This window comes from Exiguobacterium sp. R-17 (genome assembly GCF_049913315.1).
In the GTDB taxonomy this organism is placed as follows: Bacteria; Bacillota; Bacilli; order Exiguobacteriales; family Exiguobacteriaceae; genus Exiguobacterium_A.
Map to the genome: position 1 here is coordinate 1,127,203 of NZ_CP184372.1, position 22,919 is coordinate 1,150,121.

Consider the following 22,919-nt stretch of genomic DNA (forward strand, 5'->3'; position numbering starts at 1 on the left):
GAATATGGATTTACGTCAGTACCGCTATTTTTGTGCGGTCGTCGAGGAACAATCTGTCACACGAGCAGCGGAGCGCTTACGGATGGCGCAACCTGCCTTGACGCAACAAATCCGACGAATGGAAGAAGAGTTAAGCGTTCGTCTAATCGAGCGGGCAGGGCGCGGAATCCGGATCACACCAAGCGGCAACCGCTTATATGAAAGGGCGGTTTCATTGCTACAGTTTGAGCAGGAGACACGAATGGAATTAAGCGACATCGAAGCCGGACGAACAGGAATTTTGCGGATTGGTGTCAACACGTTATCAGCCAGTCGGCTTGTTGACTGGATCGAACAGATGAAACGACGACATCCTGGTATTATCTTACAAGTCCACCAAGGAGAATCGAGTGCGCCCATCGAACGGTTAAAAGAGCGGTCGCTTGATGCAGCGTTGGTCCGTCTGCCGATTGATGCGCAAGGCGTCTCGATTGAATGGATGGAGGAAGAACCGTTTCATCAAGTCTGGCACCCTGATCATCCGACAGCGGATCTCATCATTCCAAGTCAGGAAGGACTTGGTGTTTTTCAGACATTAAGTCAACGGCTCGGTGTCGTATCGCAAGAGACGTGTTCTGACGTCTTGACGCTAATCGGACTCGTTCGGAAGGGGAAGGCTGTGACCGTATTGCCGGAGAGTACGTTGCGGGAACTGGACACGGCAGGACTGCATCAGACATACCTGTCAGGTGCCGCGAGTACGACAGCCTTTGTCTGGTTGACGGAGACGGGACCGACGACACTGACGAAACAATTCATTGAAATCATGCAAGAAACAGCAAAATAATTAAATGGATAAGAAAGGAATAATCGAATGAAAACGATTCAAGGCACATATGGGGAAGCAAAGATTTTCACGGACAACGTCGACGAACTGACGATTAAGCAAGTAACAGCCATGTTGGAGGAACAATTTGCGACAGATAGTCGCGTTCGGATCATGCCGGATTGTCACGCTGGAAAAGGGTCCGTCATCGGAACGACGATGCATGTGACGGACGAGGTCGTACCGAATCTCGTCGGTGTCGATATCGGTTGCGGAATGTTATGTACACGACTTGCTGGACAGGGACCAATCGACTTTGCAGAGCTTGACGCAACGATCCAGCATCTCATTCCAAGTGGCATGTCGGTGCGTCAGCAAGCCCATCCATTGTCAGAACAGGTACCGTTTGATCAAGTACTTGCACCGTTCAACGAGACACGGGCACGGTTATCGATCGGGACGCTCGGTGGAGGGAATCATTTCATCGAACTGAACCAGGATGCAGCAGGACAGCGCTATCTCGTGATTCATTCCGGCAGTCGCAACCTTGGGAAGACGATCGCTGAACATTATCAGGCAGAAGCCGAGACGGCACGCTTCCAATTTGATGCGGGTCAAATCATTGAGGAATTAAAGCAGCAGGGGCGCGAATCGGATATTCAGGCGACCTTGCAGCAATTGAAGGAAAAACGATCTACGTTTAACAAAGAATTAGCATCTGTTTCCGGAGAAACGATGGAGCGTTACCTCCATGATCTTAAGATCGCCCAACGATACGCAGCATTAAACCGTCAAGCGATGACCGAAGTCATTTTCGAGGCGATGGGATGGACGGTAGTGGATCAGTTCGATACGATCCACAATTACATTGATCTTGATGCGATGATTTTAAGAAAAGGTGCCATCTCTGCGAAAGCCGGCGAGCGGGCAATCATTCCGATGAACATGCGCGATGGCTCCTTGATCGTCGTCGGAAAAGGAAACCCTGATTGGAATTATTCCGCGCCACACGGAGCAGGACGCATCATGTCACGATCTAAAGCGTTCAAAACAGTTGAACTCGATGCATTCGAAAAGACGATGACCGATGTCTGGTCAAGTTCTGTCGTCGCGTCGACGCGTGACGAGTCGACTTTCGTCTATAAACCGATGGACGAAATCATTCGCAATACGAAAGAAACGGTCGATGTCGTCGAGATCATTAAACCGCTATACAACTTTAAGGCAAAGTGATATCAGGGTGTTTTCAAAAGGGGAGGTTAGTGTATGCGCTATAAGAGAAACATGGCGATCCTATTTTCGAGTGTATTTTTAAGTGTAGGATGCACGGATGAGGCGGTCACGACGGAACAGAAAAAAGTAGAAGTCAAAACTACTACTCATACGAATCAGAAGACAAAACATCCTATCTTACATCCTGTTCAGTATGAAAAGCTGTTCAAGTATATGGATGAACACCTGAAGATGGATCAATTTCAGTTGCAGGCAAGTACGATAGGTTCAGATTTCACGGCTGTAGATCGATCATTGAGTTTTGGGAAGAGACGTTGGTTAACCGTTGACGGAACGATAGACACACCGTCGACACAAGAGACACTTTATTTTGAAAATCAAAAACAAGATACGCGGTTAGCGATCCATTTTACTTATACAGATCGATACATAGGCAATGACGTGATGCAGTATCAATCAAGTGATGGCTACAAAGGGCTTAATCAAAAGCTATCGAATCAGTCTGATCTTATCATCATCAGCTACAAAAACATCCTCATATCCGTGCAACAAAATGCTTTATATAAAGTCGATCCTGACACGACGCAGGAGGCAGCAAAACAGGTGATTCACGAATTAAAAAACGCTCCCGTTTAAAACGAGAACGTAAAGATGACAACTTTGATTTGATTAGACGGCACCATCCGGCAATGTCTCACCTGTCCGGCGAATCGTCGCTCCGAGTTCAGCGGCAATCGCATTGACGGCTTCTGAATCTTCGTTGACTTCACTGATCAAGATGACACCGTAATGATTAGGATTGATCTGATTCAGTGTCCGGTTAAACAAATCAAACGAATCTCGTTCGTTTTTCTCATCCCGATTCGCACCAATCAAGTAGCCAGCGACGGAACCGACGAGCATCCCGAACGGACCACCGATGACGCCGATCGCCATGCCGATCAATGAACCTTTGAACGATTGATCCTGTTGCGTGAAGTCGATCGCATCGATGAAAGAGAACCCCTCTGCTTCGTCGCGTTTGGCGAGAACCATCTGGTCCATGTCGATTTCCTTGATCGCTTCGAGGTCTTTGATCATCGCGAAGCCTGTTTGCGCTTTTTCTAAATCATTGAAAATAATCGTCGTAATGACGTGCGTTGCATCGCTTTTATATTTCGCCATAATAAACGCCTCCACAAGAATCGGATATCATACTACACTTTTTAAGTACCCTGAACATTCTAAATGGAAACGCATGACTGGAAATATGGCAAGAACAGGACAACAGAATAATTTTCTAATATCGGCAATAAGTAAAACTTATCGAAAGTCTTTTGTTCTTTCAAATTGTAACGGAATCCATATTATACTATGATAGAACTGTACAAGTAAGCGGTATCAGGGGCTTGATGTCGTGAACACTTAAAGGGGGAATCACCATGAAGCAAACAGATGTGTCGCAAGATGTCTTTGGCGCACGCCGTTCGTTTGAAGCAAACGGTAAGAATTATCAGTACTACAGTCTTGAAAAATTGGAAGAACTCGGATTGACGGAAGTCAAACGCCTTCCATATTCGATTCGTGTCCTACTCGAGTCAGTACTTCGTCAACAAGATGGTCGTTCGATCACACGTGAACACGTCGAGAACTTGGCGAAATGGGGAACAGCTCAAGTTTCGAATGATGTCGACGTTCCGTTCAAACCGTCACGCGTCATCCTTCAAGACTTCACAGGTGTTCCAACGGTCGTTGACCTCGCATCACTTCGTAAAGCGATGCAAGATCTCGGTGGAGACCCATCGGTCATCAACCCAGAAGTACCAGTAGACCTCGTCGTTGACCACTCGGTTCAAGTCGATGCCTACGGTTTTGCTGGAGCACTTGCAGAAAACATGGATCTCGAATTCGAACGTAACGAAGAGCGTTACAAATTACTTCGCTGGGCGACTTCGGCATTCGATAACTACCGTGCCGTACCACCAGCAACAGGGATCGTCCACCAAGTTAACCTCGAGTACTTGGCATCTGTCGTCCTTGAAAAGGAAACAGCAGACGGTACAGTTGATGTCTATCCGGATACACTCGTCGGAACGGACTCACACACGACGATGATCAACGGTCTCGGCGTCCTCGGTTGGGGAGTCGGTGGGATCGAAGCGGAAGCGGGCATGCTCGGACAGCCGTCATTCTTCCCAGTACCTGAAGTCATCGGTGTACGCATCACAGGTGAGATGCACCCAGGAACGACAGCAACAGACGTTGCCCTTCGTGTAACGGAAATGCTCCGTCAAGAGAATGTCGTCGGTAAATTCGTCGAGTTCTTCGGTCCATCACTCCACTTGATGTCACTTTCTGACCGGGCAACAATCGCAAACATGGCGCCAGAATACGGTGCAACATGTGGATTCTTCCCAGTCGATACAGAGACATTGACGTACCTTCGTTTGACAGGTCGCGATGAAGCATTGATCGAAAAAGTCGAGAACTATTCGAAAGCAAACGGTTTGTTCTACACGCCACAAAACGAAGATCCAACGTTCACGAAAACGGTCGAACTCGATCTTTCAACGATTGTTCCTGCGCTTGCTGGACCAAAACGTCCACAAGACCGGATTGATTTGACGGATGTCCATACATCATTCAAAAAAGCGTTGACGGCTCCACAAGGAAACGCTGGATTCGGCTTAGCGGAAGAAGAAGCGAACAAAGTCGCTGTCGTTCAGTTCGAAGACGAAGCAGTTGAAATGCGTACGGGGGACGTCGCAATCGCTGCGATCACGAGCTGTACGAACACATCAAACCCATACGTCATGATTGGTGCGGGACTCGTCGCGAAAAAAGCGATCGAACTCGGTCTTTCAGTTCCGAAATACGTCAAAACATCGCTTGCGCCAGGATCGAAGGTCGTTACGGATTACCTCGAGAAATCAGGACTCCAAACGTATCTCGACGAACTCGGCTTCAACACAGTCGGTTACGGCTGTACGACATGTATCGGTAACTCGGGTCCACTTGACCGCGCTGTTGAAGATGCGATCCTCGGTTCAGACTTGCTCGTTTCGTCTGTCCTCTCAGGAAACCGTAACTTCGAGGGTCGTGTCCACCCGCTCGTCAAAGCGAACTACTTGGCTTCACCGCCACTCGTCGTCGCGTATGCACTTGCAGGAACAGTCGACGTCGATATCATGAACGCGTCACTCGGGACAGGCAAAGACGGACAAGAAGTCTTCTTCGCTGACATCTGGCCTTCACGTGATGAGATTCAAACGATCATCAACACGGTCGTCACACCAGAAAGCTTCCGTGCAGAATACGATTCAGTCTTCACAGGAAACGAACGCTGGAACAACCTTGACGTGCCAACAGGCGATCAGTATGACTTCGACGGTGAGTCGACGTACATCCAAAACCCACCGTTCTTCGAGAACCTCGCGAAGGAAGCGGGTCATGTCGAAGCACTCAACGGACTCCGTGTCTTCGGTAAGTTCGCTGATTCAGTCACGACGGACCACATCTCACCAGCTGGTTCATTCTCGAAAACGACACCAGCCGGTCAATACCTCGTCAACAAAGGGGTTGCACCAAAAGACTTCAACTCGTACGGTTCACGTCGTGGTAACCACGAAATCATGATGCGCGGAACGTTCGCGAACATCCGGATCCGTAACCAAGTAGCACCAGGTACAGAAGGTGGCTTCACGACGTACTGGCCAACAGGCGAAACGATGGCTATGTACGATGCTGCGATGAAGTACAAAGAAGATGGTACAGGTCTCGTCATCCTCGCTGGTAAAGACTACGGTATGGGTTCTTCACGTGACTGGGCAGCAAAAGGAACGAACTTACTCGGCGTCAAAGCCGTCATCGCGGAGAGCTTCGAGCGGATTCACCGTTCAAACCTCGTCATGATGGGTGTTCTTCCACTTCAATACGTGGCAGGCACAACAGCTGAAACACTTGGTTTAACAGGTGAAGAAGCGATCAGTATCGCAATCGATGAGTCTGTTCGTCCACGTGACATCGTTAAAGTCACGGCAACAGCGGCAGATGGAAAAGTCACTGAATTCGAAGCGATTGCTCGTTTCGACTCAGAAGTCGACATCGATTACTATCGTCACGGCGGGATCTTACCAATGGTCCTTCGTGAGCGTCTCCAACAAGCATAAGTTGTCTAATCAAAGGTGGGGGAAACCCCACCTTTTTTTGACGAGAGGAGGAATTCGATGAATCGATTCAAGAAGTGGTTTCAACCGAAGGAAGACCGACCGTTGCCGATGCGTGACGTGACGCTTGATGAAGTCAAACAAGCGACGCATGCGTTTGAATCTGAACTACCGAAAGGGACGAATCGGACAGTGCTTCTAGATAATGAGCAGCGGATCGACCTGAAACAGCTGGAGCCGTATTTGAAAGCACGCTCGACACAAGTGTTTTACATGTCGCGTGAGACATTCACCATCATGGAAGCAAAAGACCGGGAACTTGTCTATGAGATGGATCATGTCCAGGTTGCTGTCGATCGCTATTTTGACCGGGTGAAAAAACTTCCTTTGAAACCGTATAGTAAAACGTTTCAAGTCGACTGTGCGATGTTGTTTCAGGATGGCTATTTACGTGAAATGCCACATCATAGTTATTACTTGGTCGATGAGTCGATGATCGTCTCGCTGACGCCGAAGGAAGCGTAAACGTAATTAAGGGTGGACCGGATTCATTCGGTTCGCCTTTTTCTGTCGTCCTGAACGTTTTCTGATTTGTTCAAAAGTCTGACGAATTTACTCAGAAATCGTGAAATCTTGGACAAACCCTTTGTATTTCCCCTTTAAAACCGATACGATGATAGGGAATAGAGACTTGAGCTAGGAAGGTGTACATGGCATGACGAAACGAACGAGCACGTGGATTGCAGTAGCAATCGTGGCAATGGCGATCCTCCTTGCCTACAATTTTTATCTCTTGAACAAGACGCAGACCGCAAGCGATGAAAAAGCCGCAACGGTCAAACCGTTTTATACGATGACACGCATTCAATATGTCGAGAAGAAACTCGCATCGAAAAAAGATGAGCTCGAAGCCCGGACATATGAAGTCGTGTTTGACGACAAAGGGCATTTTCGGACAGAAGTCGTAGACGGACCGTCAAAAGGATCGCTTGCGATCTGGAACGGCACAATGTTCCGTGAGTATGATGCGACAGGGAAGTTAGTCAATGAGACGAAAGCAGGCAAAAGCGTCAGTGCGCCGCGTCCATTCCTCTCTCGTGGATTCAATGAACAGATTCTCGCCTTCATTAAAAAAGGGGACTTTGGACAAGTCGAGGGAGAAGCAGACATTGCAGGGATGGCTGCGGACGTTTACGTGAAAAAAGAACCATCGAGCACGGTTCCTGAAGAATGGATCAAACAGTATCCATCGATCTTCGATAAAGAAAACAACCAGGAACAAGCGACGTATTATGTCGCATCTGATCGTTCGAAAGTCCTCGGTGCCGAATCACGCAATAATGGTAAATTGTTCTACTCTGTCAAGATGAAGAGTTTTGAGACAATTGATACGTTCGATAAGGAATGGCTAAAAGCAAAATAAACAAGAAACGACCGGCGATGACGCTACGAAACGGTAGCGGACAAAGTCGGTTTTTTCGAGACGCAGGAGGTTCAACATGGAAGCATTCTCGAAAGAGGAGATGTTCAATCAAATCAAGGCGTGGGAAGAGGGCGCGAAAGTTGAGGAGGTGCTTGCGCTACGTTATGCCCAAAGTAGTCGGCTACTTGGAGAAACGGAAGCACTCGTCCGTATCTTAGCGTTACTTGTCGAGCATCGCTATATCATGACAGGACGACTGGACGCCTTAGCTGAGAGCTGGATGCAAGAAATCCGTCAGCATGGTCGCTTGCCAGCACGTCTTGAGCAGTTATTAACGGAGCAACAACTACAAAGTACGTATCAGCGTCTCGTCGCGCATACGTTCCCGACGATTCGTGAGACGGACAATGCAAACGCAAAACGATCTGCGACAAAGGAACTGATTCTCCAAGCGAGCCAAATCGTCGAGGAGACGGATCAAATCGTCGAACTGACAGAACGACTTCGTCGGCTAGATGCCGAACGCTGGACGGAACTGTTCGATGCTGGAACGGCATTGCTACGTTCGAGTGCAACGCTCGAGCAGACGGCGCAGACATTCGTCGATAGCTTACAAGAACGCTTCTATTCCCGAGAAGCGTTCCGTGAGATGACGGAATTGAAGGCGACGACGATTCAGGATCTTAAGCGTGTCGTTGCCTTACTTCCCGTCGAAAGCAAACAAGTTGAACGATCAGCACTCGAGGAACTCGACGCGATGATTGGTCTCGAAGACATTAAACAACGGGTCCACCACATGTATCGTTTTTTGAAGTACCAACAAAAACGGTCGGAAGACGGCTATCGTTCAAGTGATCAACCATCGCTACACATGATCTTCATGGGGAACCCGGGGACCGGGAAAACGACGCTTGCCCGTTTGATGGCGAAGATCTACCATGAACTCGGACTACTCGAACGACCAGAAGTCGTCGAGACGGATCGTTCGTCGCTCGTCGGTGCCTTCGTCGGACAAACGGAAGAACAAGTCATGAGCAAAGTCCGGGAAGCTGTCGGAGGTGTACTCTTCATCGATGAAGCCTACGCCTTAAAGCGTGCCGGACAAAGTGGGAACGACTATGGGCAGGCAGCGATCGATACGCTCGTCGCTGCGATGACGAGTGGGGAATATGCGGGACGGTTTGCAGTCGTCCTCGCTGGTTATCCGGAAGAGATGCGTGATTTCCTGAAGGCAAATCCCGGACTACGAAGCCGTTTCCCGGAATCGAATCATTATCTGCTTGCAGACTATACGGATCAAGAGCTGCTCGCGATCGGACGCTCGATTGCGACGGCAAATGATTACGTCTTGACGGAACAAGCAGAGCGGGCGTTGCTCGGTCGGCTCGAGCGGGAGCGCGTCGACGCGAGTTTCGGAAACGGACGGGCGGTTCGCAATATCGTGCTTGATGCGATCTTCAAGAAGGGAGCAAGCCTTGGAGAGAGTGCCAGTCACGAAGACTTTGCCTTACTCGAACAAGAAGATTTCGAGATGGTGCAAGAACCGGACGCGACGGTGGAAGAACGGATCGCTTCGCTCGTCGGATTGTCTGATCTAAAGGATGAATTGAAACAGATCGAAGCCTTATTATCAATGCAAAAACGCCGTCGTGAAGCCGGTTATAAGGTATTACCGGTCGAACTGCATGCGGTCTTTAGCGGCAATAGTGGAACCGGTAAGACGACTGTCGCTCAGCTTTATGCCGATGTGTTACGACAATGCGGCTATTTAAAACGCGGACACTTGAAAGTCGTCAGCCGAGCTGACCTCGTCTCCGGATATGTCGGACAGACCGCGCAAAAGACACGCGACGCGATTCGAGACGCGCTGGGTGGTGTCTTATTCATTGATGAAGCCTATGCGTTAAACGGTGGAGCGAATGACTTTGGGAAGGAAGCCATCGATACGCTTGTGGATGAGATGACGAAACATCAAGACAATCTCGTTGTTGTTCTTGCTGGTTACGAGCAACAAATGAACGCCTTGCTCGCGAGTAATCCGGGATTGAAGTCGCGCTTCAAGCGGTCGTTCCACTTCCCCAATTATTCGCCAGACGAGTTGATTCAAATCATTGAAGGATATGCGGCACGATTCGGATATGAGCTGACGGAGGACGCGCGACAGACGCTTACCGAGAAAATCGATGTCGTTCCGAACGGAAACGCACGGGCGGCGATCACGATTGTCGAACAGGCGATCGCGAAACAATCGATGCGATTAATTGACAAAGTTAGCTTATCCGGTTCAGAATGGTCCTATCTTGAAAAAGAGGATTTTTAAGGGGGAAGCTACATGCATACGATTGAAATACCTGTTCGGTACGCCGAGACGGACATGATGGGCATCGTCTATCATTCGAACTATCTCGTCTATCTGGAAATGGCACGGACAGAATTAATCCAGTCCTTGGGTCTTAATTACAAGGAGATGGAAGATGCGGGTTATGTCTCCCCGGTTACGAATGTCAATCTCGATTATAAGCGCTCGTTGACGTACGGTGATACGGCGGTCGTCACGGTCTGGATTGATCATTACGATGGCTTACGGACGATTTATGGTTATACCGTCAAGCATCCAGACGGAAAACTTGCGGTATCGGCAAAGACGACACATGTCGTCGTCAAGAAGGAAAACTTCCGACCGATTCGTTTGCCGAAGGTGTTCCCAAACTGGCACGATATCTACGAGAAGATGAGTGAGACGGACGCAGCACTCTTAACGGAAGCGTGAAGACGTACAACAATAGCGGGATCGATTTTATTGAATCGGTTCCGCTTTTTTTATTTGCACCCTGAACAGTAAAATTTAGCACTTGGTACTAACGACCGATGACAAAGTCAGAATCATTTGCGAAAATAAAGAAGCTGAAGTAAGGTAGGGTCTTAGTCCATCTGTTGGAAGTAGGCTCGACGGATGGAACAATTAGCGGTAACATAGAGAAGCATAAAAAGAAGAGGGGTCTTACTCATGAAAAAAATCGTAACCGTTAGTACGTTAGCGCTTCTCCTTGCAGGATGTAATCCTGGAGATCAACAAGCGGACGATACGACGAAAACTGAACAGAAATCAGATGAGACAACACAATCAAAAGACGAAACGAAAAAAGAAGACACAGCAAAAGACACGAACAAAGAAGAAACAAACAAAACAGACAAAACAGATGAAACAACGAAAGACGATACGTCAGAAGGTGCAAAACAAGAAGACAAGTCATCTGAAGACAAATCATCCGATGAGACGACACAAGAGGACCAAGGATCTTCGGATGAGGCAACGAAGGATGAAACAGAAAAGAAAGAGGATACACCTGCAGCAGAGAACAAAACAGAAGACAAAAAGGACGAATCGACGGATAAACCGGATAGTTCGTCTCAGGATCCAGAGCAGGAAAAACCATCGAAACCAGAAGATGAGACGCCAGACGTCGATAAATCAGCAGATGCCAAAGCCGATCTTTCGCTTGGAATGCTCGTCGTCGTCAACAAGAAGTATAGCTTGCCAATCGACTACAAGCCGTCGGATCTCGTCGTTCCAAACGTCAACTTCTCCTATTCGGGTGTACTTGAACAAAGCTACATGCGAGCACCAGCTGCGAAACAGATGGAAAAGATGTTCGCTGCTGCTAAAAAAGAAGGCGTGACATTGAACGCTGTCAGCGGATTCCGTTCCGGCGCACGTCAAAAAGTATTGTATAATAATTATGTCGCACGTGACGGCAAGGCAGCTGCTGATCAATATTCAGCACGCCCTGGTCACAGTGAACACCAGACAGGTCTCACTTTTGATATTTCGGCACCAAGTGTAGGTAATGGATTAACAGCCGCTCTTGGTGATACGAAAGAAGGAAAATGGATTGCGAATAACGCAGCGAAGTTCGGCTTCATCGTTCGTTACGACCGTGGTTTCCAGTCGCGGACGGGTTATACGTATGAGCCATGGCACATTCGTTATGTCGGAGTCGATGTCGCGACACAAATTAAAAATAACGGACAGACTCTTGAGGAATATATGAAAGTCGGTCACTAAGAGGTTGGAGGTTGACTATGATTGAAATCATAGGGATTTTGGTTCTTGGCTATCTGCTTGGTTCGATTCCGTTCGCATTACTTGTCGGGAAATGGGGACACGGAATCGATATTCGTCAACAAGGTAGCGGGAATCTCGGAACGACGAATACGTTCCGTGTCTTGGGGAAAAAGGCAGGAATCATCGTCTTGATCGGTGATCTTGGAAAAGGAGCCGTCGCGAGCCTTGTTCCGATCTTGATGGGCGCGGATGTGCATCCGCTGTTTGCTGGATTAGCGGCTGTCGTCGGTCATATCTATCCGATTTTCGCAAAGTTCAAGGGCGGAAAGGCAGTCGCGACGTCTGGTGGGATGTTGCTCGTGACGAGTCCGATTCTCTTCATCTTTCTGCTCGTATCCTTTTTGACGACACTTCGCCTGAGCCGGATGGTCTCGCTCAGTTCGATCGTCGCAGCAAGTGTCGGGATTGTCGTGTCGATCACGATCGGCGTCTTGACGAACGATTGGATCGTTCCGACCTTCTTTACGGTTCTTGCGTTGTTCGTCATCTTCAAGCACCGTGATAACATCCAACGGATTCGCCAAGGAACAGAGTCTAAGATTCCACTCTTTGCAAAGAAATCATCTGAATGAACGACTAATGACGCGTCTGCATCTCACTCATTGAGAGGCAGGCGCGTCTTTCGTTTGATGAAAGAGTCGGATAACGGACGAATTCAACGACATTTCATAGGAACTACACGTTTATTTACATCGGATTTACAAGACCTTTACAGACGTTCGCTACACTAGAACTAGAACTGGTCTGTAAAGGGGGAAGCGCACGTGTCGTTGTTAGGAGAAGAGCGGAAATCACGCATCATGGAATGGCTGGAAGAGGAAGGGAAAGTCATGACGAAGGATTTGATCGAACGTCTCGATGTCTCGGGAGAAACGGTACGACGCTACTTAGAGGAGTTGGAACGCGAACGTCAATTGAAGCGTGTCTATGGCGGTGCTATCTATCAAGGAGGAAAACGGGAGACGCCGATCTCACGGCGAACGGATCAGCTGTCCCGCCGTTTAGCGCGCTATGCGAAAGGGTGGCTCAGTGACTATTCCTGTATCTTTCTCGGACGGGGAGAACCGGTCGAGCATTTGTTACCTTATTTAACGGGAAACGCGACGATTGTCACGAATTCACTGATCGTCGCCAGTCACTTGGAGCAGTGCCGTAAGACGGGACCGTTCACTGGGGAAATTCGATTGTTAGGCGGAACAGTCGATGCATACGGACAGACGGTCGGGGTCGAGGTATTGCAAGCGCTGGATGCCTATGCTTTTGATGCCTGTTTCCTATCGTTTGATGGTGCTGAGATTGAGCGAGGCTTCGTCAGTGATGATATCGAATCGTCACTTATCCAAAAAGCGGTCATTAGTTGCACAAAAGATGTCTACGCCTTCTTAGCCAATGACGAGTTCCAAGGAAACCGAAAATATAAAGTGGCAGAGTTCCGGCGCGCGAAAATCGTCCTCAGTCCAGCTTCCTATCCGCCATCATGGGAGATGAAACTGTTCAACGAACGCGTGAACTGGATGGTCGTCTCATGATACACTGATGCGGGAGGGATGTATCATGTTAGAAATCATCGCATCGACCGTAGAAGAAGCGGTCGCAGCAGAACAAGCCGGAGCGGACCGGATCGAGCTCGTTTCCGCATTATCCGAAGGGGGATTGACGCCGAGCTACGGACTGATCCGTCAAGTCGTCTCGACGGTCGAGATTCCGGTTCACGTCCTCGTGCGACCACATAGTAAGTCGTTCGTCTATTCGAAATCAGATGAGGAGACAATCATCACGGATATTGACTTGATCCGTGAACTCGGTGCAGCCGGGATCGTCGTCGGCTCATTGACAGCAGACGGTCGTGTCGACGAAGGTTTCCTCGGTCGCATCATCAAACATAAAGGGGAACTGTCATTGACGTTCCACCGAGCAATCGACAGTAGTCGTGATATTCTTGAAGCGGCAGAAGTACTCGCTGATTTTCCGGAAGTCGACCGGATCTTGACGTCAGGTGGTCAAGCGACGGCACTAGAAGGTAAAGAGACAATCGCACGTTTGATTGCAGACTATCCGGACTTGATCATCTTACCAGGATCCGGCATCACACTTGAAAATGCAGAGGCACTTCTTGAAGCAACGAAGGCGTCCGAACTGCATGTAGGATCGGCGGTCTTACAAGACGGTGCCATTCAAAAAGAACGCGTTGAGGCGTTGACACGACTCCTAGGATGATCATCGAGTGAATCAATCCATTTTTCTGATCTGTTGAGATGAGGGAAATGGATTTTTTTCATGCGCTCGTGACGACTTTTCGACGATTCGCTTCAAGCAGATGAAAAGCAGAGTGGGAGAACTAGGTTTTTCAAAGGAACTGGGCTAAAATCAAAAGTGGAAATAGTGGATATAAAGGAGTACGACATGAACCCTAAACAATTGAAACAAGCTGCTCTTGGTACGTTAAAAGGACAATGGTTGGTCGGATTAAGCATCTCGATCATCTACTTCCTTATTTTTGCGCTCGCTGCAAGCCGGATGTCATTTGATCAAGATGACATTGATAGTATGGTTCGATTCATCGCACTGAACATGGTCGTCACGATCGTCCTGGCTCCAGTGACAGTTGGTCGAACGATTGCTTACTTACGTTTCACCCGCGGGGAGTCTGCCGGAATCGGAACACTGTTCGAAGGGTTCTCTTCGCTTCGACGTGCCTTCCGGACAATTGCCGCATATGCGATCGTAACGGTATTGGTCTATGTTGGATCATTTTTGATCTTACCGGCACTATACTTTTACCTAGCATATCGTCTCGTTCCGTATATTTTAGTCGATCGACCGGAATTATCGTTTTGGCAAGTACTTGGTGAAAGCCGCCGGATGATGAAAGGGCATAAGCGTGAACTGATCATGCTTTACTTGAGTTTCATCGGCTGGGGGATCCTCGCACTACTCAGTACAGTGGGTGTCATCTTCTTGACGCCATACTTCGATACGACGATGGCACACTTCTATGAACGCTTGAAACCAACACGTTCCGTTAAGGGATGAACGTAAAAAAGCCTGTACATTACGTCAGTAGACGTAGCGTACAGGCTTTTGCTTATTCTACGGAAGCGCGTGAACGCTCAGCAAGCAATAGATAAAGCGCTTGTGTACCGGAATCGGCGTGACCCAGCTCAGCAAGTTGTTCGTATAAGTCTTTCGTGAGTGCGAGACCAGGTGTCGCGATACCCATCTCAGCGCCGCGTTCGAGGGCAAGGCGCATATCCTTGATGAAGTGTTTGACGAAGAAACCAGGTGAGTAGTTTTCGGCGATGACGCGCGGAATCAAGTTCTCAAGACTCCAGCTACCGGCAGAACCAGATTTGATCGTCTCGATGAACTGTGTCGGATCGATTCCGGATCGTGTGACGAACAACAACATCTCCGCTGTTCCAATCATCGATCCGGCGATTGCGATTTGGTTCGCGAGCTTCGCCGATTGTCCTTTACCAGGACCACCGAAGAGTGAAATCGATTTCCCCATCGCCTCGAATAATGGCTTCGCTTGTGCGAAAGCCGCTTCTTCACCACCGACGAGAATCGCGAGTGTTCCGTTCTTCGCACCGAGATCACCGCCCGTGACAGGTGCGTCAAGTGCCTGAAGACCGCGTGCTGTCGCTTCCTGCGCGATTCGTTCAGCAAGAGCCGGACTAGACGTCGTCATATCAATCAGAATCGTTCCTGGTGTCGCATGATCGAGTATGCCGTCTTCGAAGTAGATCTGCTCGACGTCTTGCGGATAACCGACGATCGAGATGACGACGTCGACATCCGTGACGACATCTTGAATCGTATCGACGATTTCGACACCATCTGCTTCAAGGACGAGTCCTTTCTCTTTCGTACGATTGTATCCTTTGACTGTAAAACCTGCCTTACGCAGATTGCGGACCATGCCTTGTCCCATGACACCTAATCCGATGAAACCGACTGTCTTCATACGTGATTCCCCCTTGCACGTTCCGTGCCGATGAATTGTTGCGTTACGAGCTTATTATACAATGGATTGTCGACGACAAGTCGATCATGTGTCCCGATACCTGAAATCTGACCATCTTCAAGAACGATGATTTGATCGGCATGACGGACCGTCGCGAGACGATGGGCGATGACAAACGTTGTCCGTCCGACCATTAATCGCTCGAGTGCTTCTTGAACGACACGTTCCGACTCGGAGTCGAGACTGGATGTCGCTTCGTCAAGCAACAGAATTTCCGGATCACGGAGGAGTGCACGTGCAATCGCAATTCGTTGGCGTTGACCACCAGACAGCTTGACACCCCGTTCTCCAATCTCAGTCGCATAACCTTCCGGGAATCGTTCGATAAACGTATCGGCATTCGCCATCCGTGCAGCCGCACAGATTTTGTCTTCACTGATGTCATCTGTCAGACCGTAGACGAGATTGTCACGAATCGTTCCTGATAAGACGGGGGAATCCTGCGCGACATATCCGATTGCCTGTCGCCAAGACGATAACGTCAAATCAGAAATGGGTTGTTCTCCGAGACAGATTTGTCCTGACGTCGGTTGATAAAATCGCTCAAGTAACGCAAATAATGTCGTTTTACCGGAGCCACTCGGACCGACGATTGCTGTCGTCTTGCCGCGTGGTAACGTAAAGCTGACATTCTGTAAGATCGACGTCTCATTGTATCCAAATGACAGGTGTTCGACCGTCACGTCCGTAAACGGACGAGATGCTACAAGCGTTCCAGGTGCTTCCGGTGATTCATCGAGAAGCTCGATGATTCGCTCTGTCGCACCGCGTGCTTTCTGTAACTTCGTGATGAATTCAGTCATCGTCACGAGCGGTGTCATGATTTGGAACAAATAGAGCGAAAAGGCGACGAGTTCACCCGCCGTGATCTGGTTCGTCGCAACGCGGTAGGCACCAAAACCGATGATCAAGATCAGCATCGTCGTTAGAGTGACGTTAAAGATCGGCAACAAGAGGGCTTGAATTCGTCCTTCCTTCACACCATATCCGTATAAGTTCTCAATCCGCGTTTTTCCTCGTCCCAGCTCATAGTCTTCTGTTGCTTGTGATTTGACGAGTCGGACCTCACCGAGCATCTCGGCAAAAAAACCGGATAATCCTGCAAGTTCCTTCTGAGTCTCACGAGAAATCTTGTGTAATTTGCGGACGAGCGGAATGATGATCAACAAGGTCACGGGGACAGCGATGACCATGACGAGCGTCATTTGCCAATCGAGGAAGAATAGGATCGTGATTGCTCCGATGATTGAGACGAGTGACGTCAGCAAACGGACGAGTTGTTCCGATAGCAATTGCTGAAGTGTCGTTGCGTCACTATTGAGTCGTGAGACGAGCTCACCGGATTTTGTCTCATCATAGAACGGAATCGATAGCGTCAATAGATGCTTCCATAGAAGCGTTCGTAAATTGGCGACGATCCGTTGACCGACGATCTGTAACCAATAGATCGATAAAGCGTTCGCGACGACTTGGACGAGGAAAACGATCACAAATAGACTGATCAATTGTGGTGTCAGTCGATCGACAGTAAAACCATCAATCAACGTCTTTAAGAACCAAGGAATGGCGAGCGCAGCCAGCGCTTGGATGACGGAGACGGAAACGGCGGCAGATAATAAACCGACCGGTGGTTTCGTTTTTTTCAATAACAGGTAAAAAGATTGGAACGTCGCAGCGTTCATTTCAACACATCCTCTCTTTTCTATTGTCCGGAAGAACGAAGAGACGGTCAAATGGGAAGCGCGACTTGACAAAAAATCTTTCGATTTGTGACACTGATAGTGGAAACAATAAGGGAGGATTTAAATGTCTATTTTCGTAGATGCGGACGGATGTCCCGTTGTCGATCTTGTCATTCGACACCGACAGGGACGTGACGTCTTTTTAGTTTGTGATACGGCACACCAGATGATCCGAGAAGGAGCGACGACGATTACCGTCGGACAAGGACCAGATGCCGTCGACTATGCGATCGTCAATCGGATGAAACGTGGCGATCTCGTTGTGACCCAGGATTTTGGTCTGGCAGCACTCGTCTTAGCGCGAGGGGGACTCGCAGTTGATCAAAATGGTCGCCAGTTCACGAACGATAATATCGATTTATTGCTCCACACTCGCCATGTCGGACAACAAATCCGACGAGCAGGCGGGCGTACGAAGGGACCGAAAAAACGGACGCGTGATGCGGACCGTTCCTTTGAAGAATCATTTCGTACATTAGTGCAAACCAGCATGTAAGGAAGACAGTGCTGGAACTGTTGATACGGTACGGACCGTGATATAATTTGAAGCATGAATGAATTCAGAAAGGAGGATACACGTTGAAACGAATTTTACGCGACCACTCGAAGGATCGCCCTTACCGATTGCGCCAAGGAACGGTTCCGGCATCAACTGAGGCACGATTCACATCACTCGATCAACGTGAAATCAATCGATTACAACAGAATTTACGAAACGTCGAAGTGAAATTGAAGCAACGCAATGAAATCATGGAAGCGTTGGCGACACAAAATGTTGAAGCAGCCTGTGAGACTGTCTTGATGATCTTGTTGCAACTGCTCGAGGTAGAAGAAGGAGCTATCCTCTTGTACCGGCGGGAGCAGTTAAATCATTTCGTCGCACAAGGGATCGACGATATGGAGCTGATCGAAAAAGATCTCGATCAATATTCGGTCTTGCGTCGCGCATTCGTCATGCGTAAATCGGTCCAATTGCCACTCGGCGACCAGTTCGAGTCAGCAATTCCCGTGCAGTCTCCAAGCAACGGACAAGTCGTCGGACTGCTATACATCCGCCATGCCTTCGCCCAGTTCAATTTAGAACAAGTCGGGGATTTACTTGATCTATCACGAAAACTTGGGATGACGCTTGAACGCCATCTCCTGTTCCATCAAATGGAGCATGAAAAAATCAAGACGTATCAGCTACTTGATTCGATTCGGGAAGCTGTCCTATATATCGAGAGTAGCGGGGAGCAGATTTATGCGAACCAAGCCTTATTGAACATGTTTCCACCAAAGCTCGTCAATCAGGCGCAAGGGTTCCGTCACGCGTATGAACGGGCGACGTCGCTGTTTGAACATGTCGATCAGCCGGAAGCACTTCATGATTACATCGGTCAACTGATGAACGGGGATATTCCGGGAGAAACGATCGAGTTATCGGCATTCAGGGGGAACTTGTTGCTCAGTGCCTATGCTGAACGGATTGCGATTGCGAACGTTGAATGGGGGATGATGCTTGTCTTACGTGACGTGACGAAAGACAAGGAGCTCGACCTTAAGCAGGCAGAGTTCGTCTCGATCGTTTCGCACGAGTTGCGGACACCGCTTTCTTCGATCATGGGCTTCACGGAGTTATTGATGAAACGAGAAGTCGATCCGAAGCGGCAGAAACGCTATTTGCAGACGATTCATTCAGAAACCGTTCGATTGGCGGAATTGATCAATGACATCTTGGAAATTCAAAAAGGAGAAGACTCGACACACGGAACACAAAAAGAATTACTTGATTTAAAACAATTGATGTTCGAGATGAAGCCGATGTTCGATCTTGCGAGTCGCGCACATCGCATCAGTGTCCAATTTAGTCCGGGATCCTATACGATTTCAGCCAGCAGTGAGAAGATGAAACAACTGTTTACGAACTTGATCATGAACGCGATTAAATATTCGCCCGAAGGCGGCGCGATTCGGATCAAAGGATCAAATCAGTCAGATCAATTACGAATTGAGATTTCAGATGAAGGGCTTGGTATTCCAGAAAAAGCGCTCCCTTACATCTTTGATAAGTTTTACCGAGCAGATAACTCGGATACGCGCAAAATTGGCGGAACGGGCTTAGGACTCGCGATTTGTCGGATGATCGTCCTCGATCATGGCGGAGCAATCTCCGTCCAATCGACGGAAGGGGAAGGCAGTACCTTCATCATTCAACTTCCGATCGGCGTATGACCGACGACAGACTCAGAAAGGAGGAAGACACGGTGAATAACTCACATATTCGTTATGAAGCATTACATCCACTCGTTGAGGAAATTCTTGAAAAGCTGAGTGAACGAATTGGCGTCAATACGTTATTTTTTGCATTGAACGACTCATACAGCAACTTTGTCGTCAAAGCAATCAATCAAGAACGTCAGTTGATCGAAGAAGGCTCGACCCATGTCTTCCAACATGTCCTCTGTAAGCTGGTCGTCGATGAGATGGACGGGAAGGTCTCGATCAATGAATTGCTCAACGATCCATTGACCGTCAATCATCCGGTCACGAAAGCTCTTGGGAACGGTAGCTTTTTAGGAGTAGCGATCAAAAATGCGGAAAATGAAAAAATCGGGACATTATGTGCCTTTGATGATCAACCATTCGACTTCAAGGAGCAGGATATCGCACTCGTCGAGCGGTATGCGGATATTATTAGTAAATCGATCAACGTCGAAACGTATGTCATCAAGGATGCGCTAACAGATGTCTATAACGAACGATACATGAATCGACTGATCTCGAGTGTGACGATTCATCCTGCTTTCTTAATGGTGTTGAACCTCGACCGTTTCCATGCGATTAATGCGACGCATGGGTACCGGGCAGGGAACGAAGTTCTACGCGAAATCGCGAATCGGCTGAAATATGTTCCTTTACCGAATCATGTCGTCGGTCGAATGGATGGGAATGAATTCGTCGTCTTAGCAGCACTTGAACAGGAACAGGAATTCGAACAATATGCGGAAGATTACGCTCGCATCGTCACGGAAGCGATTGAGCAACCGATCGTTGGTGTTGCAGCCGAACCGATTCAGGTGACGGCATCATCTGGCGTCAGTCTTCTGACCGGTGATATGGCAAGTCGCCAGACACAAATCTACGCAGCAGAAGCCTTGATGCAACAAGTCAAACACGAGGGGAAACAGCGAACCTCATTTGTTAATCCAAATCGGAATGCGGAACAGCATCCATTTGCATCAGTTCTTGAATCAGAGCTTTCGCATGCACTAGAACGGGGACAATTCGAGCTCTACTATCAATGGATCGTTGATGCGAAACAAGAACGCTACGTCGCGGTCGAAGTGCTTCTACGCTGGAATCATCCTGTGCTTGGGTTCGTCAGTCCGACGGATTTTATTCCGATTGCCGAGAAGATGGAGATTTTCCCAGACATCGGTCGATTTACGATCTGTCAGGCGATCCTGGATCAACGGCGCTTGGAGGAGACATTTGGACGTAAGATTTCCGTCGCCGTCAATCTATCGGCAAGTCAGTTCGAGTCGGATCAACTCTTTTCAGAATTACTGAGACTGACAGAAGAATCGTATTTCCCGGGCGAACGACTCATTCTTGAAATCCGGGAGGAAGTATTGCAGACGCGTCGTCGTTTTGCAATCAAACGTTTGGAGCAGCTGCGCCAAGCAGGCTACCGTCTGACGGTCGATCATTTCGGTAGTCACTACGCGTCACTTAATTCGTTATTGCGTTTACCAGTCCAAGCAGTAAAGCTCGATCCAATCTTTACACGTCGACTCGTGCAAAATCAGTTAGAGCGTTCGATGATTCGCTCTGTTCATTCCTTGACGTCGACGTTAAACATCGCGCTCGTGATTCAGGAAGTCGAGACCGCGTCGCAATTGCAACAGATTCAAGTGTTGGATGAGCAACTTTATATGCAAGGCTACGAGGTCCATCACCCTCAGCCGATTGAACAATTACTCATCGAGGACATCGTTCGAGGGCGTGCTGAGGTTTAACCGTTCTTCAGTCGGGAATACATTAAAATGTGGAACAAGTACATTTTAAGGGGGATGCCAAATGGCTGATCAACATGATAAAGAGACGGACCCGATTACTTCAGGAAACCGGATGACGAAGGATGAGATTGCCGGACGTGACCCGCAAGACAATACGGAGGTTCCGGAAAAATCGAAGGATGAAAAAGAAACGAAGCATCAAGATCAAGAAGCTGAGAAAACAGAACGACCAGATGACGAAGCTTCAAGTGAAGAGGCACCCGATTTGTCGCATGCTTCTGATGAAGATGGCGATGTCGAGCCATCCGATGAAGAGAACCAACAAGGTTAAGAATGACTAAAATAAAGGGCAATCGATGTCCGGCAGAAATGCCACACGTCGATTGCCCTTTTTAATGTATTATTTTTAAACGGTTACTCGCCACTCCCACCGCCATCACTTCCACCATCGAATCCACCGTCAATTCCGCCATCTGTCGCATGTGACGTATCGGTCAAATCAACAGGGAAGAGCAAGAACGGAGTCGCATCGGCGCTATTCGGCGGAAGAATCGAAGATGGGAAGAGTTGTTGCAGGATCGTTTGTTGACTCAAGTATAATCGGATCGCCGTCAAATAGACCAAGTCCCTCCGGTACTTAAAACGTAAATCGGAGCGTAACGTCTCTGCCATCTGTTGGAGTGCCGAAGCATGAATGTTGGGGTCGCCGAGTAGTGCAAGCATTCCGTGGAATGACAGCGGGACATGATGCTTACGATGTAATTTACGGGACGACTCCAATTGCGCGATATAACGATCCCAATCGTCCTCTGGTAATAAAGAGAATAACAAGGCGACGATATACGTCTGTTGAGCGCGACCGAAACGTCGTTTCAGTCGTTGATAGACTGCTTCAATACGCGAAGCGAGTTCGTCTAAATCACCGCGTGTCGCAGCGTGAAAATAGACGAAGGAGGTCAACAGCGGTGATACGATGAAACGATGCTGTTTTTTAAGAAGAGTGTATAACTGAACGGTCCGCTCGAGTACCGTGTCTTGTGGAGAAATACGACTAATGAACAGCGCAGTGGAGTAGGCATTCAGGGGATGCGACAAACGATGGGATTTAAAATAGCCGTGAAGCGACATCATCTCAGCGATGCGGCTCGGTGCATGGGCGTCAAAAGCATGGATTTTTGAAGCGAGCAGCAAAGCCTGCGTAGTTTGCGTGCGCAATCGTGTCGTTAAATCGTCTGCTGTCTCAAGTAACGTGCTTGCGGATACCTGCTCCGTTCCGATCGTCCGGTCAAATGCCAATTCGATGAGAATACCGTCCTGATACGTTCTGAATTCTGGTGCGATATGATCCAGTTGTCGCAAGAAAGTCGTCGCCATCTCCATGACTGTTCCTCCTCTGTTTTTTCTTATAGTGTATCAC

General features: G+C 48.5%; 21 protein-coding genes. 17 read left to right on the forward strand and 4 right to left on the reverse strand.

The genetic code is table 11. The annotated features are described in order from the left end of the window. Positions 1 to 4 precede the first annotated feature (4 nt). Genes ACN9MT_RS05820 through ACN9MT_RS05830 form a run of 3 tightly spaced genes read left to right on the forward strand, consistent with a single transcriptional unit; the run spans position 5 to position 2,674 of the window. The gene (locus tag ACN9MT_RS05820; RefSeq protein ID WP_426272945.1) at positions 5 to 826 is read left to right on the forward strand and encodes a LysR family transcriptional regulator; all 822 of its coding nucleotides are present in this window, start codon (positions 5 to 7) and stop codon (positions 824 to 826) included. Positions 827 to 853: 27 nt separating this feature from the next. After that, positions 854 to 2,038, forward strand: coding sequence for an RtcB family protein (locus ACN9MT_RS05825; protein WP_426272946.1), 1,185 nt, complete (start codon positions 854 to 856; stop codon positions 2,036 to 2,038). 33 nt (positions 2,039 to 2,071) lie between these two features. Further along, complete coding sequence (locus ACN9MT_RS05830) at positions 2,072 to 2,674, forward strand: hypothetical protein (RefSeq protein ID WP_035408660.1); 603 nt, start codon at positions 2,072 to 2,074, stop codon at positions 2,672 to 2,674. Between the two features lie 33 nt (positions 2,675 to 2,707). Here ACN9MT_RS05830 and ACN9MT_RS05835 read toward each other — a convergent pair whose 3' ends face one another. Then, complete coding sequence (locus tag ACN9MT_RS05835) at positions 2,708 to 3,202, reverse strand: hypothetical protein (RefSeq protein ID WP_035408657.1); 495 nt, start codon at positions 3,200 to 3,202, stop codon at positions 2,708 to 2,710. A 257-nt stretch (positions 3,203 to 3,459) separates the two neighbouring features. On the opposite strand from ACN9MT_RS05835, the gene acnA reads away from it, so the two are divergent. The 10 genes from acnA to ACN9MT_RS05885 all read left to right on the forward strand — a co-directional run bounded on the left by acnA (position 3,460) and on the right by ACN9MT_RS05885 (position 14,765). Beyond that, a complete protein-coding gene (gene acnA / locus ACN9MT_RS05840) occupies positions 3,460 to 6,186 on the forward strand; it encodes an aconitate hydratase AcnA (RefSeq protein WP_426272947.1) in 2,727 nt (908 codons plus the stop codon). A gap of 57 nt (positions 6,187 to 6,243) precedes the next feature. Beyond that, positions 6,244 to 6,708 (forward strand): DUF3939 domain-containing protein, encoded by a 465-nt coding sequence (locus ACN9MT_RS05845; RefSeq protein WP_035408653.1) that lies wholly within the window; start codon positions 6,244 to 6,246, stop codon positions 6,706 to 6,708. 190 nt (positions 6,709 to 6,898) lie between these two features. Beyond that, complete coding sequence (locus ACN9MT_RS05850) at positions 6,899 to 7,606, forward strand: hypothetical protein (protein ID WP_426272948.1); 708 nt, start codon at positions 6,899 to 6,901, stop codon at positions 7,604 to 7,606. 76 nt (positions 7,607 to 7,682) lie between these two features. Next, positions 7,683 to 9,926 (forward strand): AAA family ATPase, encoded by a 2,244-nt coding sequence (locus tag ACN9MT_RS05855; RefSeq protein WP_035408647.1) that lies wholly within the window; start codon positions 7,683 to 7,685, stop codon positions 9,924 to 9,926. A gap of 12 nt (positions 9,927 to 9,938) precedes the next feature. Beyond that, the gene (locus ACN9MT_RS05860) at positions 9,939 to 10,376 is read left to right on the forward strand and encodes an acyl-CoA thioesterase (protein ID WP_426272949.1); all 438 of its coding nucleotides are present in this window, start codon (positions 9,939 to 9,941) and stop codon (positions 10,374 to 10,376) included. A gap of 237 nt (positions 10,377 to 10,613) precedes the next feature. Further along, positions 10,614 to 11,672: a D-alanyl-D-alanine carboxypeptidase family protein gene (locus ACN9MT_RS05865; RefSeq protein ID WP_426272950.1), complete on the forward strand. Its 1,059-nt coding sequence runs from the start codon at positions 10,614 to 10,616 to the stop codon at positions 11,670 to 11,672. A 17-nt stretch (positions 11,673 to 11,689) separates the two neighbouring features. Beyond that, the gene (gene plsY, locus ACN9MT_RS05870; RefSeq protein WP_035408639.1) at positions 11,690 to 12,304 is read left to right on the forward strand and encodes a glycerol-3-phosphate 1-O-acyltransferase PlsY; all 615 of its coding nucleotides are present in this window, start codon (positions 11,690 to 11,692) and stop codon (positions 12,302 to 12,304) included. 192 nt (positions 12,305 to 12,496) lie between these two features. Continuing rightward, the gene (locus ACN9MT_RS05875) at positions 12,497 to 13,261 is read left to right on the forward strand and encodes a DeoR/GlpR family DNA-binding transcription regulator (RefSeq protein WP_056060593.1); all 765 of its coding nucleotides are present in this window, start codon (positions 12,497 to 12,499) and stop codon (positions 13,259 to 13,261) included. A gap of 25 nt (positions 13,262 to 13,286) precedes the next feature. After that, positions 13,287 to 13,949 (forward strand): copper homeostasis protein CutC, encoded by a 663-nt coding sequence (locus ACN9MT_RS05880; protein ID WP_290749373.1) that lies wholly within the window; start codon positions 13,287 to 13,289, stop codon positions 13,947 to 13,949. A gap of 186 nt (positions 13,950 to 14,135) precedes the next feature. Continuing rightward, positions 14,136 to 14,765, forward strand: a complete 630-nt coding sequence (locus ACN9MT_RS05885; protein ID WP_368915243.1) for a DUF975 family protein — start codon at positions 14,136 to 14,138, stop codon at positions 14,763 to 14,765. Between the two features lie 52 nt (positions 14,766 to 14,817). On the opposite strand, the gene ACN9MT_RS05890 is transcribed toward ACN9MT_RS05885, so the two are convergent. Together ACN9MT_RS05890 and ACN9MT_RS05895 are read right to left on the reverse strand one after the other, a co-directional pair. Continuing rightward, positions 14,818 to 15,699 (reverse strand): NAD(P)-dependent oxidoreductase, encoded by an 882-nt coding sequence (locus ACN9MT_RS05890; protein ID WP_214857215.1) that lies wholly within the window; start codon positions 15,697 to 15,699, stop codon positions 14,818 to 14,820. Then, positions 15,696 to 17,441, reverse strand: a complete 1,746-nt coding sequence (locus ACN9MT_RS05895; protein WP_426272951.1) for an ABC transporter ATP-binding protein — start codon at positions 17,439 to 17,441, stop codon at positions 15,696 to 15,698. Before ACN9MT_RS05895 ends, ACN9MT_RS05890 begins: the two co-directional genes overlap by 4 nt. A 124-nt stretch (positions 17,442 to 17,565) precedes the next feature. Between ACN9MT_RS05895 and ACN9MT_RS05900 the strand changes: the two genes are divergently transcribed. From ACN9MT_RS05900 to ACN9MT_RS05915, 4 genes are all read left to right on the forward strand, one after another. Beyond that, complete coding sequence (locus tag ACN9MT_RS05900) at positions 17,566 to 17,997, forward strand: YaiI/YqxD family protein (protein WP_426272952.1); 432 nt, start codon at positions 17,566 to 17,568, stop codon at positions 17,995 to 17,997. An 83-nt stretch (positions 17,998 to 18,080) separates the two neighbouring features. Then, a complete protein-coding gene (locus tag ACN9MT_RS05905) occupies positions 18,081 to 19,715 on the forward strand; it encodes a sensor histidine kinase (RefSeq protein ID WP_231496873.1) in 1,635 nt (544 codons plus the stop codon). 32 nt (positions 19,716 to 19,747) lie between these two features. Beyond that, a complete protein-coding gene (locus ACN9MT_RS05910) occupies positions 19,748 to 21,502 on the forward strand; it encodes an EAL domain-containing protein (protein WP_426272953.1) in 1,755 nt (584 codons plus the stop codon). Between the two features lie 61 nt (positions 21,503 to 21,563). Beyond that, the gene (locus ACN9MT_RS05915; protein ID WP_035408622.1) at positions 21,564 to 21,833 is read left to right on the forward strand and encodes a hypothetical protein; all 270 of its coding nucleotides are present in this window, start codon (positions 21,564 to 21,566) and stop codon (positions 21,831 to 21,833) included. Between the two features lie 83 nt (positions 21,834 to 21,916). Here the strand turns inward: ACN9MT_RS05915 and ACN9MT_RS05920 are convergent, their stop codons facing one another. Further along, positions 21,917 to 22,882 (reverse strand): DUF4003 family protein, encoded by a 966-nt coding sequence (locus tag ACN9MT_RS05920; RefSeq protein ID WP_426272954.1) that lies wholly within the window; start codon positions 22,880 to 22,882, stop codon positions 21,917 to 21,919. Positions 22,883 to 22,919 lie beyond the last annotated feature (37 nt).